This is a genomic window from Paraniabella ginsengisoli (assembly GCF_022513635.1).
Classification (GTDB): domain Bacteria; phylum Bacteroidota; class Bacteroidia; order Chitinophagales; family Chitinophagaceae; genus Niabella; species Niabella ginsengisoli.
In genome coordinates, this window is the sequence record NZ_JAKWBL010000002.1 from 44,763 (window position 1) to 59,430 (window position 14,668).

The window sequence follows — 14,668 nt, forward strand, 5'->3', positions numbered from 1 at the left end:
ATGCTAAACGGGATAAATTGTTAAAACGCAACATTTTCTGAATAATTTTTTTGATATGTGAATTGTTGCTTTTGTAGTAACAAACTTCAGTTCATTAGCATAAAACCGTTAGCGATTGGAGCCCTTAGATTCCTTTCATAAGATGTGTCATATTCGGCTTTACACCAAATAACTGAATAATGCATCGCTTTTGTTTAATTCAGTATAAGAAAAACTGCTTTCCTGAAGATTGCTTATAAGTTGTTGGTAGTCTTTTTTATTTTTTAATTCGATACCTACCAGAGCCGGCCCGCTTTCTTTATTGGTCTTTTGCATATATTCAAATCGGGTGATATCATCATCAGGACCTAATACATTATTTACGAAGTTTTTTAAAGCTCCCGGACGCTGCGCAAAGTCTATCAGAAAATAATGCTTTAATCCTTCGTACTGCAGGCTGCGTTCTTTTATTTCCTGCATCCTGTCGATATCATTATTGCTACCACTGATGATGCAGACAACATTTTTACCCTTTATTTTTTCTTCCATAAAGCTCAATGCGGCAACAGATAAAGCACCAGCGGGTTCTACAACTATTGCATCTTTGTTATAAAGCTCAAGGATTGTTGTGCAAATTTTTCCTTCAGGCACCAATATCACATCATCTAAAATGGGATGACATTTTTCAAATGTGATATCGCCTACACGCTTAACGGCAGCGCCATCTACAAATCGGTCAATGTGCGTAAGTTCTACCGGACGTCCGGCTTTTAAAGCTTCCGTCATAGACGGAGCACCTTCAGGTTCCGTACCGATAATTTTTGTGTGAGGGCTAACTGTTTTTATAAAGCTTCCTACACCGGCACAAAGACCGCCGCCGCCAATAGGTATTATTACATAATCAATATTGGTCAGTTGTTCATAAATCTCCAAACCTACAGTAGCCTGTCCTTCGATCACTTTTTCATCGTCAAAAGGATGCACAAAAGTCATGTTTTTTTCTGCGGTAAATTTTTTCGCAGCATTGGCACAATCATCATAAGTATCGCCAGTTAATATGATCTCAATATTATCTTCCCCAAACATTTTTGTTTGCGTGATCTTTTGCTTAGGTGTAATAGAAGGCATGAAAATAGTGCCTTTGATATTCAAAGCTTTGCAGCTAAAAGCAAAGCCCTGTGCATGGTTTCCGGCGCTCGCACACACTACACCGCAGTCCAGTTTTTCTTTAGGTAATGAACTCATCATATTGTAAGCGCCTCTTAGTTTATAAGAGCGGACAATCTGTAGGTCTTCGCGTTTTAAATAAATATTTGCATTAAATTTCCGGCTTAACGATGTGTTGAGTTGTAAAGGAGTTTTTAATACTACGCTTTCTATATGTTTGGCGGTTGCCTGTACGGACTGAAGTGATAATGATGACATAATGTTTATTGGTAATCTTCAAAATTAGTTAATTAGCCAATGTGATGATGTGATAATGAAAGAGGTTGATGAGTTACAGGTTTCAGGTTGCTGGTTTTGGAGCGTACATTTACATTGATATAAATCCTGTTAATCTTGTAATCCATCAAAATCATGGTTCAGACAATGGCGGCGAATGGGTAGGATGAGCTATGTTTAACTGTACAAGAGTGCGACGCAAGATAGATGAGTAATATTCTTCTGCCGGGACAATAAAATATAATTTTATCTTTCTGTTTCTTTGGTAAGTTAGCATTCAATTTCAAGTAAATAAAAATGAGTTTACGTGTAAAACATACCGCTTCGCCGCTTAATATTTTCACTATTATGACCAATCTGGCACGGCAGGAAAATGCTTATAATTTATCGCAGGGATTACCTGATTATGAAATTGCTTCTGAACTAAGTGAATATTTGCACGATGCTGTTTTGAAAGGATTTAATCAGTATGCACCCATGCAAGGTTTAATATCATTACGTGAAGAAATTGCAAAGGATCTGAATGAACGCTATAAAACTGATTTTTGTTCGGCTGATCTGGTAACGGTTACACCTGGCGCAACTTATGGCATTTACACATCACTGACGGCGATCATTGAAAAAGGCGATGAGGTAATTTATTTTGAACCGGCGTTTGATTGTTATCTTCCGGCTATTGAAATCAATGGTGGTGTTCCTGTGAAAATTACATTAAATGCGGCGAATAGTTTTGCTATTGATTGGCAAAAAGTAAAAGATAGCGTTACTACAAAGACCAGAGTTATTCTTGTAAACACGCCGCATAACCCAACAGGTTATGTGTGGTCGCAAAACGATTGGGATGAACTTGCGGCTGTTATCGGAAGTAAAGATATTTATGTAATTTCTGATGAAGTGTATGACAGCATTGTGTTTGATGATGATCAACATCTTCCTGGTTTTTTGCAACATAAGCTTCAGGATAAATTGATTGCCATTTATTCTTTTGGAAAAGCGTTTCATATTACGGGATGGAAGATTGGATATTGTGTGGCTTCAAAAGAAATAACAGAAGCATTTAAGTCAATTCATCAGTATCTTACTTTTAGTGTGAACGCACCAGCACAATATGCGTTGTCTAAATATTTGGAGACGTATCAAAAAGGAGAAGCTGCGGCAATGCTACAACATAAAAGAAATTTGTTGCTTGATGGTTTAAAACAATCTAAGTTTAAACAGTTAAAATCGAGTTCGGGAACTTATTTTCAATTGTATGATTATTCGGCGATAAGTGATTTGAGTGATGTGGATTTTGCCAAATGGTTGACGATAAAATATAAAGTAGCCACAATACCATTAAGTGCTTTTTACAAAACGGAGCAGGCTGATAAGATTGTAAGAGTGTGTTTTGCAAAGAAGGATGAAGTGTTGATGGCTGCTGTGGAAAATTTATGTGGGATATAATAATATTGAACTATGATACGAAGACCGATTATTTTCTTACTGATCATCTTAATGTCCGCCTGTAATATGCAGTCTGGCGAAAATGATACGATGGTTAGCAAAAAAGGGGTTGCAGCAAATACTGTGTCGCTCCTCGTGCTGGGCAATGTTCAGGACGCCGGATCGCCACATATTGCTTGTACAAGAGATTGTTGTAAAGAGTTATTTACAAAGCCAGATCCGGAGCGTAAAGTAGTGGCATTAGGGCTATTGGATAAAGTGAATAACAAGAAATATTTATTTGAAGCCACGCCGGATATTGTTTCACAGCTTAAATATCTGAAACTTCAGTTGCCGGATAATACCAGGGAAATGCCTGACGGAATTTTTCTGACACATGCGCATATCGGCCATTATACGGGGTTGATGCATTTGGGTAAAGAGGCAACAGACGCTAAAGAGGTTCCTGTTTATGTTATGTCGCGTATGGACTCTTTTTTACGACATAACGGGCCATGGAGCCAATTGATAGAAAGGGAGAATATTAAACTAAATCAGATGCAAAACCGAAAAGAAACGTCGTTGGGGGAAAGTATTAAGGTTACGCCGCTACGCGTGCCGCATAGGGATGAGTATTCTGAAACGGTTGGTTTTATTATTGCTGGTCCTAATAAAAAAGCATTATTTATTCCGGATATTGACAAGTGGGAAAAATGGGATGCAGATATCGTTGCACTAATTGCAATTGTAGATTATGCTTTTATTGACGCAACTTTTTATAGCGGTGCAGAAATTAAAAGGCGCGACATTTCTTTGATACCGCATCCATTTGCTATTGAAACGATGAAGATAATGGAGCATTTATCAGAAAAGGAAAAAGCTAAAATTCGCTTTATACATTTCAATCATACCAATCCGCTTTTAAAGCCGGATAGCAAAGATACAAAAGAAGTATTGGAAAAAGGTTTTGGGATTGCGAGGTTTGGGGATGAGGTGGAGTTGTGATTTACCAAGTAGGCGAAATATAAGTATGATGAATCGTCCTACTCGCTACTTGCCACTTCCTTCTTCCCGTTCTTCAACACCAGCTTATGCGTAATACACTTTGGTAGTTGCGTTTCAAAATGGCCCACATAAATAATCGTTACGCCATTTTTGCTGATCTCGTCTACCAGATCATTGAAGTATTGAGTTTGCTGTTGATCTAAACCCTGGCAGGGTTCATCTAAAACCAATAGCTGCGGATTTTTGATGATGGTGCGGCCAAGTAAAGCTAAACGTTGTTTGCCCAAAGGAAGCGTGGTTAACAATTCATCTTTAACATCAAATAAATCAAGGAATTTTAATAATTCTTCCAACTGTTGTTTTTGTGCATATCTTAATTGACGATACAAACCATTACTGTCAAAAAATCCGGAAGCAAGGCTTTCTAAAACTGTTGCGTTGGCATCAAAATACCAATGTAGTTCGGGAGAGATAAGCCCAATGCGCCTTTTGATATCCCAAATACTTTCTCCACCCGTGCCACGTTGTACGCCAAATAACTTAATGTCGTTGCCATAAGCCTGCGGATGATCGCCCGTGATTAAACTTAATAAAGTAGATTTTCCTGAGCCATTATGTCCTTGCAGCAGCCATCTTTCGCCTGCATTTACCTGCCAGTCAATATTTGTCAGCACCTGCTTTTCATCATACTTTACATGAACATTGTTCATGCTGATCAGATTCTGCGATGTGTATTGTGGTTTTGCATGAAGAAAAGAAGGAAGTGGTTTTAATATTTTTTGTTGATGTTAAAGGTTGTGTTACCTTCTATCAGTTTGCCATCTTTAAGTGTGGCGAAACGATTGATACAATCAGGCAATTCCTGATCATTGCTAATAAGCATTAGCGTGCCGCCTTTGTTGGTGTAGTCGTTAAAAAGTTGGTTGAGATTAGCGCGGGAGTTGGTATCAAGCCCCGTGTAAGGCTGATCGATAATCAGTAATTGCGGACTTAGCCACAATGCTTTTATCAGTTGTAATTTTTTATGCTCACCGCTTGATAGTTCAATTAACTGCTCGCCAACGATCTTTGTATATTTAAAAGTTGAAAGCAATTCGCTTAGTAAAATGTTGTCTAACTCATTTTCTTTTGATACAATTCCAACTCTCTTGCAACTGTAATCGTATCACGTTTTTGCTGATGATTATAACGTTGTTGATAATAGAAATTTCTGTCACCTTCAATATTGGTAAAGCGATACCAGTTTTCTACAAACAGCGTTTTTGCCTGTAAATTATTTTTTGTGTCGAAATTGATTTCGATATCTCCCAAAAATTTTATTTGATGGGCAATGGCTTTTGCTAAAGTAGTTTTGCCACTTCCACTTTCGCCTCTTATTACATAATGCTCACCGCGGCTGATCGTAAATGAAATATTAGACAACACAGTTTTGGCGCCGTATTGAACTGATAATTCTTTTATTTGAATAATATCCATTAATAAAAAGGAAAGGATTAAAAATAGTTGACAGATGACTGTTCACAGTTGAATGTCAACTGCAAGCTGTCATCTGTCATACTAAAGATGAATTATATTCATCAGTTGAAGAGTGCGACGCAAGATCGATGCCATCTATTCTTCAGCTTGGATAATAATACCTCACCCAAACCCTCTCCAAAAGGAGAGGGGAGAGAAATTAAGCTGTTTTAATCGCCTTCATCGCAGTCATTGCTTTACGCAACACAGTACCTACTACTTCTACCTGATGTGAGCGGATGGCTTCATTTACTTCAACCAATTCCTGATTATCAACAGCGCCGTCTTTTCCTTCGTTAAAATTTTTACCAACTAAATCAGTATCGACTGTTTTCATGAAATCAGCTAATAATGGTTTGCAAGCCTGATCAAACAGGTAGCAACCATACTCAGCAGTATCAGAAATAACGCGGTTCATTTCAAACAATTTTTTGCGTGCAATGGTATTAGCGATCAACGGCGTTTCGTGTAAAGATTCGTAATAAGCAGATTCTGGTTTGATACCTGCTTCCACCATTGTCTCGAAAGCCAGTTCCACACCGGCTTTCACGAAAGCAACCATTAATGTATAGTTGTCGAAATATTCCTGCTCGCCAATTTTCATATCTCCGGCAGGTGTTTTTCAAAAGCTGTTTCACCGGTTTCTGCTCTCCATTTCAAAAGGTTGGCATCGCCATTTGCCCAATCAGCCATCATGGTGCTGCTGAACTCGCCGCTCATAATATCGTCCTGATGTTTTTGGAATAAAGGACGCATGATGGTTTTTAATTCTTCAGAAACCTTAAATGCTTTGATTTTAGCAGGATTGCTTAACCGATCCATCATACCTGTAACACCGCCATGTTTCAAGGCTTCGGTAATTACTTCAACACCATATTGAACGAGTTTAGATGCATAAGCAGCATCAATTCCTTTTTCAATCATTTTATCGAAAGAAAGAATGGAGCCAGTTTGTAACAAGCCACAAAGAATAGTTTGCTCGCCCATCAAATCAGACTTTACTTCCGCAACAAAAGAAGACCTTAACACACCAGCACGATGTCCGCCAGTACCCACGCAATAAGCTTTTGCCTGATCAAAACCTTTTCCTTCTGGATCATTTTCTGGATGCACAGCAATCAATGTAGGAACGCCAAAGCCACGAACATATTCGGCACGAACCTCGCTACCCGGGCATTTAGGAGCTACCATGATAACGGTAATGTCTTTACGAATTTGCATACCTTCTTCTACAATATTAAACCCGTGAGAGTAAGAGAGGGTAGAACCTTGCTTCATTAATGGCATCACCGCTTTTACCACACTTGTGTGTTGTTTATCCGGAGTTAAGTTAATTACCAAATCAGCAGTAGGAATCAGTTCTTCGTAAGTGCTACGGTGAAGTTATTGTCTGTAGCGTTTTTCCAGCTATCTCTTTTCCCTTCTATTGCTTCTTTACGCAATGCGTAAGAAATATCAAGGCCGCTGTCTCTTAAATTTAAACCCTGGTTAAGGCCCTGTGCGCCACAACCTACTATTACTATTTTTTACCTTTCAGTGCATCCACTCCGTCAGCAAACTCATCGTTGCTCATAAATTCACAAACGCCTAATTGATTCAGCTGGTCCCTCAACGGTAGTGTGTTAAAATAATTTGCCATTGTTTTTATTCTTGTTTAAGTTGTTTGATTTTTTTCGATAAAAGTTTATATGTGTTGAACTAATTTTCGTTGAGCCATTGCATAACCATAATGTAACGCATCGTGCGACTGCACCATTGCGATGGCATCTTCAATGTTACTCAGCGTTGTATTAAAGCTGGTCGTATAGCTTGTGAAAGATTTGAAAAGGCCGTCAGCATAATCAGTTTGCAGTTGATCAATATTGCTATGCGTGATGGTTTTAAAAAATCAATTTCCGTTTGCGGAATAAATGATTGGGGCTTTGTTCCTTTTTTATAACGATCTATTATAGAAGAATCAATATTTAGCGGAAGGCCAGATAGGCGATAACAAAGTCCCTGAGTTGTTACTACGATGTGTCCGAAATTCCAGGCGATATTATTATGGAATCCGTCAGGTATTTTATTAAGCTGATCAATGCTTAAGCCATTTACCAATTCTATAAAATTATTACGAGTAATGTGTATTATTTCAAAATATTTTTTCATCCGGAATCGCTTTGTTACATAGAGAATATGTTCTCTCCTTTTTCTAAAAATTCATTTTCTATAACTTCTTCACCAGGCTCTTTATATTCAAACTCTTTTAACCTTTTATGGAAACCTTCACTATCTTTCATTATGGCAACACGGCCGCCACGAACAAATTCCACAAGATTATATTCTCCTAATTTTTTTATAAGATCTTCAGTGTCTTCTGTGTGACCGGTAGATTCAAATACCGTAAAGTTAGGCCTTACGCAAACCACTCGTGCACCATATTTACGCAATATTCTTTCTACTACCATTTTCTCAGCTACCTCTATGGTTGGTACTTTGTATAAGGCAAGTTCCTGCCAAACGATCTCGTCGTTAGTATTATAGAAAGCCCTTAATACTTCAACTTGCTTTTCTATTTGTTTGCACAATTTTTTTACTACTTCTTCTGTTTCATCGATCAAAATATTAAAACGATGGATGCCTTCTACTTCTGATGAAGAAGTATTCAGGCTGTCGATGTTTATCTTTCTTCTTGAAAAGATGATGCAAATGCGTGAAAGCAGACCAATATGATCTTCTGCGTAAACGGTGATGGTATATTGTTGTTTCATTACTAGTTTATTGTTTGATATCTATATGTTCTTTACTACAATTATAATTCCTGTTGACCAACTCAATTTTGTAAATGTCACATCTGTTTTATGATCTAACATGTTTATAAATGCATCGACTCGTTCAGCATGTCCTTCAGGCCAGTTTGGCTGTGGTAACATATCATCTATAAAATAAATGCCTCCTGGTTTTAATAAATCAAATGCTTCTTCAAACAGGTCGTACTTGCCGGGCATCGCATCAGCAAAAAGTAAATCAAATTTTTCGCCGCTATAGTTTTTTAACCATTCATATCCATCGGCTAAAACAAAATCAACTCGCTCATCAACAAGATTTTTCTTTGCTATGTCGAGAAGGAGTTCATTGTTCTCAATAGTTGTTAAGCGCGACTTATTATCCATACCCGACAATATCCATGAAGTTGAAAGTCCGCTACCAGTACCCATTTCCAGAATATTTGCATTAGATTTTGAAGCAGCAAGGGTGCTTAATAAACTTCCGGTTTGCAAATCTGAAGCCATATTAAACGCCAACGCTTTCGTTGCATCTAATATGAGATCATATTGTTTTGGAATATTATTAAAAAATTTGTCTTGCATACTATTTTAATCTGATCATTATTATTTTTCTCCTCTTTTGGGGCCGTAAAATATAACCCATGTTGAAAAATCTTCACTAAAGTCAAAAAATCTGTGTTCTTTGCCAGCTTCAACGAAAAGGAAATCTCCTGCAACAAATTCTACAACTTCACCATCTTTATAAAATTTCCCTTCACCTGAAATAATGATATACGCTTCATCCCTTTCATGAGGCTGCTGCTTGTCCACAATTTCAGGCTTGTATATTTCAACTTCAAGTGTTCCATGTGTAAAAACTGAAATAAACTCTTTCTGATTTTCTTTTAAGGCAATTAAACCATTTTCAACACTTATTTTGAAAGCAGTATTCATTATCCTTAATGTTGATTATTTCAATCTTATTTCACTTACACTACATCCCTGCGGCACCATTGGGAATACGTTATTTTCTTTTCCAACCATTACTTCAAGTAAATAACTTCCGTCGTGATCCAGCATGGTCTTAAGCGCGGCCTTCAGGTTTTCGCGCCTATCAATTTTTGTCCTTCGATGCTGTAAGATTTTGCCAGCATGATATAGTCCGGACTTGTAATATTTACAAAAGAATAGCGCTTGTCATGAAACAGTTGTTGCCATTGACGTACCATTCCTAAAAACTCATTATTAAGAATCAGAATTTTAACTGCAGCACCGAATTGCATAATCGTGCCAAGCTCTTGCAAGGTCATTTGAAACCCACCATCACCAATAATAGCAACAACGGTTCTGTCGGGTGCACCGTATTTAGCACCGATTGCAGCTGGTAATCCAAAGCCCATTGTGCCAAGTCCACCACTAGTTACATTACTTCTTGTTTTATTGAATTTTGCATAACGGCAGGCTACCATTTGATGCTGTCCTACATCGGTTACTATTACAGCATCACCATTTGTTAATTCATTCAACGCGTCCATTACTTCCGCCATGCTCATTATCTCTCCCTCCGGATGCATTTCAGGTTGAATACATTCTTTCTCTTCTTCCTTTGCGTATTCTTTAAATTTATTGATCCAGGCTGTGTTATCTTTTTCCTGTAACAAAGCCGTAAGTATAGGAAGTGTTTCTTTACAATCTCCCCAAACAGGAACATCCGCCTTAACGTTTTTGTCGATTTCAGCAGGATCAATATCTAAGTGAATTACCTGTGCTTGTTTTGCATATTTATCAAGTCGGCCTGTAACGCGGTCATCAAAACGCATACCTACAGCGATCAAAACGTCGCATTCATTAGTTAAAACATTCGGCCCGTAATTGCCGTGCATACCCAGCATACCAACACCTAAAGGATGGTCTGATGGAATAGCACTTTCACCTAAGATTGTCCATGCTGCAGGAAGATTTCCTTTTTCAATGAATGCAGAAAATTCTTTTTCGGCTTCGCCTAATATTACACCCTGGCCAAAAATTACAAAAGGCTTTTCTGCTTTATTAATAAGATCAGCTGCTTGTTCAATATATTCTTTTCGAACAATTGGTTTGGGGCGATAGCTGCGTACATGTGTACACTTTTCATATCCGAGAAATTCAAATTGTTGGATCTGTGCATTCTTTGTAATATCTATCAAAACTGGTCCGGGGCGGCGCTACTAGCGATGTAAAATGCTTTGGCTAATACTCCAGGAATTTCATTAGCGTCAGTAACCTGATAATTCCATTTTGTAACCGGAGTTGTTATATTGATCACGTCTGTTTCCTGAAATGCATCTGTACCTAAAAGGTGTGCGAATACCTGGCCTGTAATGCAAACCAAAGGCGTAGAATCTATTTGTGCATCGGCCAGGCCAGTAACCAAATTGGTAGCACCAGGTCCGCTGGTTGCGAATACTACACCAGTTTTACCGCTGGTGCGCGCATAACCCTGACCGGCATGAATGCCGCCTTGCTCATGACGAACTAATATATGTTCTACCTTGTCTTTGTAATCATACAAAGCATCATAGATTGGCATGATGGCCCCGCCAGGATAACCAAAAATAATTTCGGTATTTTCTGCAAGCAGGCATTCGATCACTGCTTTGCTACCCGACATAGTTTCTGTTTTTTTTATTGGAGCCTGAGCTGTCGCTTTCTGTATCTCAAGAGTATTCATAACTCGTATTTTAAGTTTGTTCTTTATTATTTTTTGAAACCGATTCTTTCTCTTTCATCCCATTTTCTTGCTGCTGCTTTTTCATCTAACAAATTTTCGAGTGCGTCGTAAATTTGATTCAGTTGCGCATCATGCCCGCCGACTCGTTCTTTCAATTCTTGTAACTGTCCTTTCAGGTCAGTTTGTTGTAAAAAGATCCTGCGTGTTTCAACAAAAGCTCGCATGATAGCAATGTTCATTTGAATGGCTCTGTCGCTATTTAAAACGCCGCTTAACATGGCAACCCCTTGTTCGGTAAAAGCGTAGGGAAGGTATCTGTTGCCCTTTACACTGTTAGAGGTCACAATTTGTGACCTTTGATTCCTGTGATTATCAATAATTTGTACACTTGAGGTCACAATTTGTGACCTCAAGTCGCTCCATTCTTCGTTGGTTAATCGGAACATAAAGTCTTTAGGAAAGCGTTTAATATTTCTTTTTACAGCCTGATTAAAAACTTTAGTTTCTACCTCATACAAAGCAGCCAAATCAAAATCGAGCATTACTCGCTCGCCCCTGATCTCGTAGATCCTATTTTGTATGGATTGAATTACCTGCATTTTTAATCTTCATCCGTTACGCATCCTTGGCTTGCATCCTTAACCAATTTGGCATATTTATATAAAACACCATTTTTCACTTTTAAAGCCGGTTGTGTCCAGTTGGCTTTGCGTTTTGCTATTTCTTCTTCCGAAACTTTTAACGTAAGCAGGTTGTTAACTGCGTCAATTTCTATGATATCATCATCCTGCACAAACCCAATCAATCCACCTTCAAAAGCTTCTGGCGTAACGTGTCCTACTACAAAACCATGTGTACCACCGCTAAATCTTCCGTCAGTAATTAAAGCAACCGATTTGCCCAAACCCGCACCAATAATGGCTCCTGTTGGTTTCAGCATTTCGGGCATGCCGGGCGCACCTTTAGGGCCTTCATTTTTTATAACTACCACATCGCCTGCTTTTACTTTTCCACTTCCTAAGCCTGCAATTAAATTTCTTTCTCCATCGAATACACGTGCAGTTCCTGTAAATTTTTCACCTTCTTTACCACTGATTTTTGCCACGCTACCTTTCTCGGCAAGATTGCCATAAAGAATTTGTAAGTGTCCTGTTTTCTTAAGCGGATTTTCAAGCGGGTAAACAATGTCCTGTGTTTCAAAATCCAGATCCGGTACGCCTTCCAGATTTTCTGCAATGGTTTTACCGGTTACTGTTAAACAACTACCATCAAGCAATCCGCTCTTTAATAAATATTTCATCACAGCAGGAACACCTCCTTTATTATGAAGATCTTCCATCAGGTATTTACCACTTGGTTTAAAGTCGGCCAATACAGGTATTTTATCGCTGATCGCCTGAAAATCATCCTGCGTTAAAGGAACGCCCACACTTCTTGCCATTGCCAGCAAATGCAATACAGCATTGGTGCTACCGCCCAAAACCATAATTACCGTAATCGCATTTTCAAATGCTTTACGAGTCATAATATCGCTGGGCTTAATATCTTTTTCCATCAAAAGCTTAATCGCTTTACCTGCTTCTATACATTCTTTTTTCTTTTCTTCGCTTAAAGCCGGATTGCTGCTTGAATAAGGCAAACTCATTCCCATCGCTTCAATAGCCGATGCCATTGTGTTTGCCGTGTACATACCACCGCAGGCACCAGCGCCCGGACAACTATTTTTTACAATACCCTGAAAATCGGCTTCGTCTAACTGGCCTGCAATTTTTTTACCTAAAGCTTCAAATGCAGAAACGATGTTGAGGTCTTCGCCTTTATAATGGCCTGGCGCAATAGTGCCGCCATAAACCATTATTGCCGGACGGTTTAAACGTCCCATTGCCATAATAGAACCCGGCATATTTTTATCGCAACCCGGTACGGCAATCAAAGCATCATAATACTGTGCGCCGCAAACTGTTTCAATAGAATCGGCAATTACATCGCGGCTTACTAATGAATAGCGCATGCCAGGTGTACCATTACTCATGCCATCACTTACGCCAATGGTATTAAATACTAAGCCTACCAAGTCATTATCCCACACACCTTTTTTTACATCGGCTGCTAACCCGTTCAAATGCATATTACACGGATTACCATCATAACCCATACTAACAATGCCAACCTGTGCTTTTTTCAAATCTTCTTCCGTTAAGCCTAAAGCATACAACTGGGCTTGCGCTGCAGGTTGTGTTGGATCTTGTGTAATCGTTTTCGAGTATTTATTTAATTCGTTCATACAATATTTATTCGAGTTTTTTTATTTTGTCAACTGTTTACTGCTATCATCGATATTGCCACGCTCGCTTGTGCTTTAGTACATATCCCGACCTATATAATCGTCGCGAACCAATGCTGATGCGTTATATTGTGAAGTACAAGAGTGCGATCTTTTCGACAAGCTCAAGATAAACTGCCACGATTTTGATGAATTATAATCGGGACGATAAACCGAGCGTGGCAATTGCGATGCCATTTGTTCTGCTGCCGGGTTAATAAAAAATTAAGCCGATACTCTTTCCGCCATTTCTTTCAAATCGCTGTCCTGCACTTCTTTCTTTGCATCTGCCACATTTAAAAACTGCTGATACAATTCGTCAACCTGATTGCGGTCGAATTCGTAACCCAGATTTTTAAAACGATAGGCCAGAGCGCTGCGCCGCTACGTGCAGTCAATACAATGCGGCTGGTATCTGCGCCAACTTCTTCCGGTGCAATGATCTCATAAGTGGTAGCTTCTTTTAAAAAGCCATCCTGATGAATGCCCGAAGAATGCGAAAATGCGTTGTCACCGACGACGGCTTTATTGGTTGGACGACCATGCGCATAGTATCTGAAACCAGGCGGCTCATGGGTAATAACTTGCTCGTGTCGATATTTGTATATAAATTAAGTTCAGGATGTTTTTTGATGATCATTGCCACTTCTTCCAAAGAAGTGTTACCCGCTCTTTCGCCAATGCCATTTATAGTACACTCAATTTGCCTCGCACCGCCTATGGCACCTGCAATCGAATTGGCAGTTGCTAAGCCGAGATCATTGTGACAGTGGCAGGATAAAATAGCTTTGTCAATATTGGAAACATTGTTGATCAGGTATTGCATTTTTTCCTGATACTGATGAGGAAGGCAGAACCCTGTAGTGTCGGGAATGTTTACAACCGTAGCGCCTGCGCTAATCACCGCTTCTGTAAGTTGTGCTAAAAACTGAAGATCGGCGCGGCCAGCATCTTCAGCATAAAATTCAACATCGGGAACCAGGTTGCGCGCCAGCTTTACAGCAGCTACTGCGCGTTCTACAATTTTCTCACGGGTGCTATTGAACTTATATTTGATATGATTATCAGAAGAGCCAATGCCTGTGTGAATACGTGGGCGTACCGCAGGTTTCAGGGCTTCTGCTGCTACTTCAATATCTTTCTGTACAGCGCGCGTAAGACCAGTAACGGTAGCGTTTTTTATTACCTTAGAAATTTCGTTTACAGAATTAAAATCACCTGGGCTTGAAACAGGAAAGCCTGCTTCTATAATATCCACTCCCAGTATCTCCAGCTCAAGAGCGAGTTTTATTTTTTCTTCAGTATTGAGTTTACAACCGGGTACCTGTTCTCCGTCTCTCAAGGTAGTGTCGAAAATGAAAACTTTGTCTTGTGCCATAATTTGAATCGTTATGATGAATAAATTGCTGCCTAATTTTGAAGCTGAAAATTAATCAGTAAAACCTGTCTATAAAAGTAAACATTACTATATTGTGTAAGAAACTATTTTGCAGGCGGATTTACACCATATAAATTTTGAATTTA

General features: G+C 39.0%; 17 protein-coding genes and 1 pseudogene. 2 read left to right on the forward strand and 16 right to left on the reverse strand.

Features of this window, described 5'->3' with window-relative positions:
• Nucleotides 1-159 precede the first annotated feature (159 nt).
• Nucleotides 160-1,404 (reverse strand): threonine ammonia-lyase IlvA, encoded by a 1,245-nt coding sequence (gene ilvA / locus MKP09_RS11300; protein ID WP_240830005.1) that lies wholly within the window; start codon nucleotides 1,402-1,404, stop codon nucleotides 160-162.
• A gap of 315 nt (nucleotides 1,405-1,719) precedes the next feature.
• Between ilvA and MKP09_RS11305 the strand changes: the two genes are divergently transcribed.
• Together MKP09_RS11305 and MKP09_RS11310 are read left to right on the forward strand one after the other, a co-directional pair.
• Complete coding sequence (locus MKP09_RS11305; protein ID WP_240830010.1) at nucleotides 1,720-2,865, forward strand: methionine aminotransferase; 1,146 nt, start codon at nucleotides 1,720-1,722, stop codon at nucleotides 2,863-2,865.
• Nucleotides 2,866-2,877: 12 nt separating this feature from the next.
• A complete protein-coding gene (locus MKP09_RS11310; protein ID WP_240830012.1) occupies nucleotides 2,878-3,849 on the forward strand; it encodes an MBL fold metallo-hydrolase in 972 nt (323 codons plus the stop codon).
• A gap of 38 nt (nucleotides 3,850-3,887) precedes the next feature.
• Here the strand turns inward: MKP09_RS11310 and MKP09_RS11315 are convergent, their stop codons facing one another.
• The 15 genes and pseudogenes from MKP09_RS11315 to MKP09_RS11370 all read right to left on the reverse strand — a co-directional run bounded on the left by MKP09_RS11315 (nucleotide 3,888) and on the right by MKP09_RS11370 (nucleotide 14,522).
• The gene (locus MKP09_RS11315; protein ID WP_240830019.1) at nucleotides 3,888-4,559 is read right to left on the reverse strand and encodes an ABC transporter ATP-binding protein; all 672 of its coding nucleotides are present in this window, start codon (nucleotides 4,557-4,559) and stop codon (nucleotides 3,888-3,890) included.
• Between the two features lie 59 nt (nucleotides 4,560-4,618).
• Nucleotides 4,619-4,942, reverse strand: a complete 324-nt coding sequence (locus MKP09_RS11320) for an AAA family ATPase (protein ID WP_240830024.1) — start codon at nucleotides 4,940-4,942, stop codon at nucleotides 4,619-4,621.
• Nucleotides 4,943-4,962: 20 nt separating this feature from the next.
• A complete protein-coding gene (locus tag MKP09_RS11325; protein WP_240830063.1) occupies nucleotides 4,963-5,325 on the reverse strand; it encodes an ATP-binding cassette domain-containing protein in 363 nt (120 codons plus the stop codon).
• Nucleotides 5,326-5,524: 199 nt separating this feature from the next.
• Nucleotides 5,525-5,968, reverse strand: coding sequence for an NADP-dependent ketol-acid reductoisomerase (locus tag MKP09_RS27335; RefSeq protein WP_317235306.1), 444 nt, complete (start codon nucleotides 5,966-5,968; stop codon nucleotides 5,525-5,527).
• Nucleotides 5,965-6,887: pseudogene (gene ilvC, locus MKP09_RS27340) on the reverse strand (ketol-acid reductoisomerase). Before ilvC ends, MKP09_RS27335 begins: the two are co-directional and overlap by 4 nt.
• A 256-nt stretch (nucleotides 6,888-7,143) precedes the next feature.
• Nucleotides 7,144-7,512, reverse strand: coding sequence for a DinB family protein (locus tag MKP09_RS11335; RefSeq protein WP_240830072.1), 369 nt, complete (start codon nucleotides 7,510-7,512; stop codon nucleotides 7,144-7,146).
• 14 nt (nucleotides 7,513-7,526) lie between these two features.
• Entirely contained in the window at nucleotides 7,527-8,114 is a 588-nt protein-coding gene (ilvN, locus tag MKP09_RS11340) for an acetolactate synthase small subunit (protein WP_240830080.1), read from the reverse strand.
• A gap of 21 nt (nucleotides 8,115-8,135) precedes the next feature.
• Nucleotides 8,136-8,714 carry an O-methyltransferase gene (locus MKP09_RS11345; protein ID WP_240830081.1) on the reverse strand — a complete coding sequence of 193 codons (579 nt, stop codon included), beginning with the start codon at nucleotides 8,712-8,714 and terminating at the stop codon, nucleotides 8,136-8,138.
• Nucleotides 8,715-8,735: 21 nt separating this feature from the next.
• The gene (locus tag MKP09_RS11350) at nucleotides 8,736-9,065 is read right to left on the reverse strand and encodes a cupin domain-containing protein (RefSeq protein ID WP_240830084.1); all 330 of its coding nucleotides are present in this window, start codon (nucleotides 9,063-9,065) and stop codon (nucleotides 8,736-8,738) included.
• A gap of 143 nt (nucleotides 9,066-9,208) precedes the next feature.
• Entirely contained in the window at nucleotides 9,209-10,297 is a 1,089-nt protein-coding gene (locus MKP09_RS27350) for a thiamine pyrophosphate-binding protein (protein ID WP_317235308.1), read from the reverse strand.
• On the reverse strand, nucleotides 10,294-10,821 hold the full coding sequence (locus tag MKP09_RS27355) for a thiamine pyrophosphate-binding protein (protein ID WP_317235309.1): 528 nt from the start codon (nucleotides 10,819-10,821) through the stop codon (nucleotides 10,294-10,296). The genes MKP09_RS27350 and MKP09_RS27355 overlap by 4 nt, the downstream gene beginning before the upstream one ends.
• Nucleotides 10,822-10,847: 26 nt before the next feature.
• The gene (locus tag MKP09_RS11360; RefSeq protein ID WP_240830086.1) at nucleotides 10,848-11,420 is read right to left on the reverse strand and encodes an ORF6N domain-containing protein; all 573 of its coding nucleotides are present in this window, start codon (nucleotides 11,418-11,420) and stop codon (nucleotides 10,848-10,850) included.
• A gap of 2 nt (nucleotides 11,421-11,422) precedes the next feature.
• Complete coding sequence (gene ilvD / locus MKP09_RS11365; RefSeq protein WP_240830104.1) at nucleotides 11,423-13,105, reverse strand: dihydroxy-acid dehydratase; 1,683 nt, start codon at nucleotides 13,103-13,105, stop codon at nucleotides 11,423-11,425.
• Between the two features lie 335 nt (nucleotides 13,106-13,440).
• Nucleotides 13,441-13,725 carry a homocitrate synthase/isopropylmalate synthase family protein gene (locus MKP09_RS28070; RefSeq protein ID WP_394801069.1) on the reverse strand — a complete coding sequence of 95 codons (285 nt, stop codon included), beginning with the start codon at nucleotides 13,723-13,725 and terminating at the stop codon, nucleotides 13,441-13,443.
• Nucleotides 13,608-14,522 carry a 2-isopropylmalate synthase gene (locus MKP09_RS11370; RefSeq protein WP_240830106.1) on the reverse strand — a complete coding sequence of 305 codons (915 nt, stop codon included), beginning with the start codon at nucleotides 14,520-14,522 and terminating at the stop codon, nucleotides 13,608-13,610. Before MKP09_RS11370 ends, MKP09_RS28070 begins: the two co-directional genes overlap by 118 nt.
• Nucleotides 14,523-14,668 lie beyond the last annotated feature (146 nt).

Coding starts and splice junctions, on each gene's coding strand:
- ilvN (WP_240830080.1), bottom strand. CDS start 8,114: ATGAAACAACAATATACCATCACCGTTTACGCAGAAGATCATATTGGT.
- MKP09_RS11360 (WP_240830086.1), bottom strand. CDS start 11,420: ATGCAGGTAATTCAATCCATACAAAATAGGATCTACGAGATCAGGGGC.
- MKP09_RS27335 (WP_317235306.1), bottom strand. CDS start 5,968: ATGAAAATTGGCGAGCAGGAATATTTCGACAACTATACATTAATGGTT.
- MKP09_RS11315 (WP_240830019.1), bottom strand. CDS start 4,559: ATGAACAATGTTCATGTAAAGTATGATGAAAAGCAGGTGCTGACAAAT.
- MKP09_RS11305 (WP_240830010.1), top strand. CDS start 1,720: ATGAGTTTACGTGTAAAACATACCGCTTCGCCGCTTAATATTTTCACT.
- MKP09_RS11370 (WP_240830106.1), bottom strand. CDS start 14,522: ATGGCACAAGACAAAGTTTTCATTTTCGACACTACCTTGAGAGACGGA.
- MKP09_RS11325 (WP_240830063.1), bottom strand. CDS start 5,325: ATGGATATTATTCAAATAAAAGAATTATCAGTTCAATACGGCGCCAAA.
- ilvD (WP_240830104.1), bottom strand. CDS start 13,105: ATGAACGAATTAAATAAATACTCGAAAACGATTACACAAGATCCAACA.
- MKP09_RS11350 (WP_240830084.1), bottom strand. CDS start 9,065: ATGAATACTGCTTTCAAAATAAGTGTTGAAAATGGTTTAATTGCCTTA.
- MKP09_RS11345 (WP_240830081.1), bottom strand. CDS start 8,714: ATGCAAGACAAATTTTTTAATAATATTCCAAAACAATATGATCTCATA.
- MKP09_RS11310 (WP_240830012.1), top strand. CDS start 2,878: ATGATACGAAGACCGATTATTTTCTTACTGATCATCTTAATGTCCGCC.
- ilvA (WP_240830005.1), bottom strand. CDS start 1,404: ATGTCATCATTATCACTTCAGTCCGTACAGGCAACCGCCAAACATATA.
- MKP09_RS27355 (WP_317235309.1), bottom strand. CDS start 10,821: ATGAATACTCTTGAGATACAGAAAGCGACAGCTCAGGCTCCAATAAAA.
- MKP09_RS11335 (WP_240830072.1), bottom strand. CDS start 7,512: ATGAAAAAATATTTTGAAATAATACACATTACTCGTAATAATTTTATA.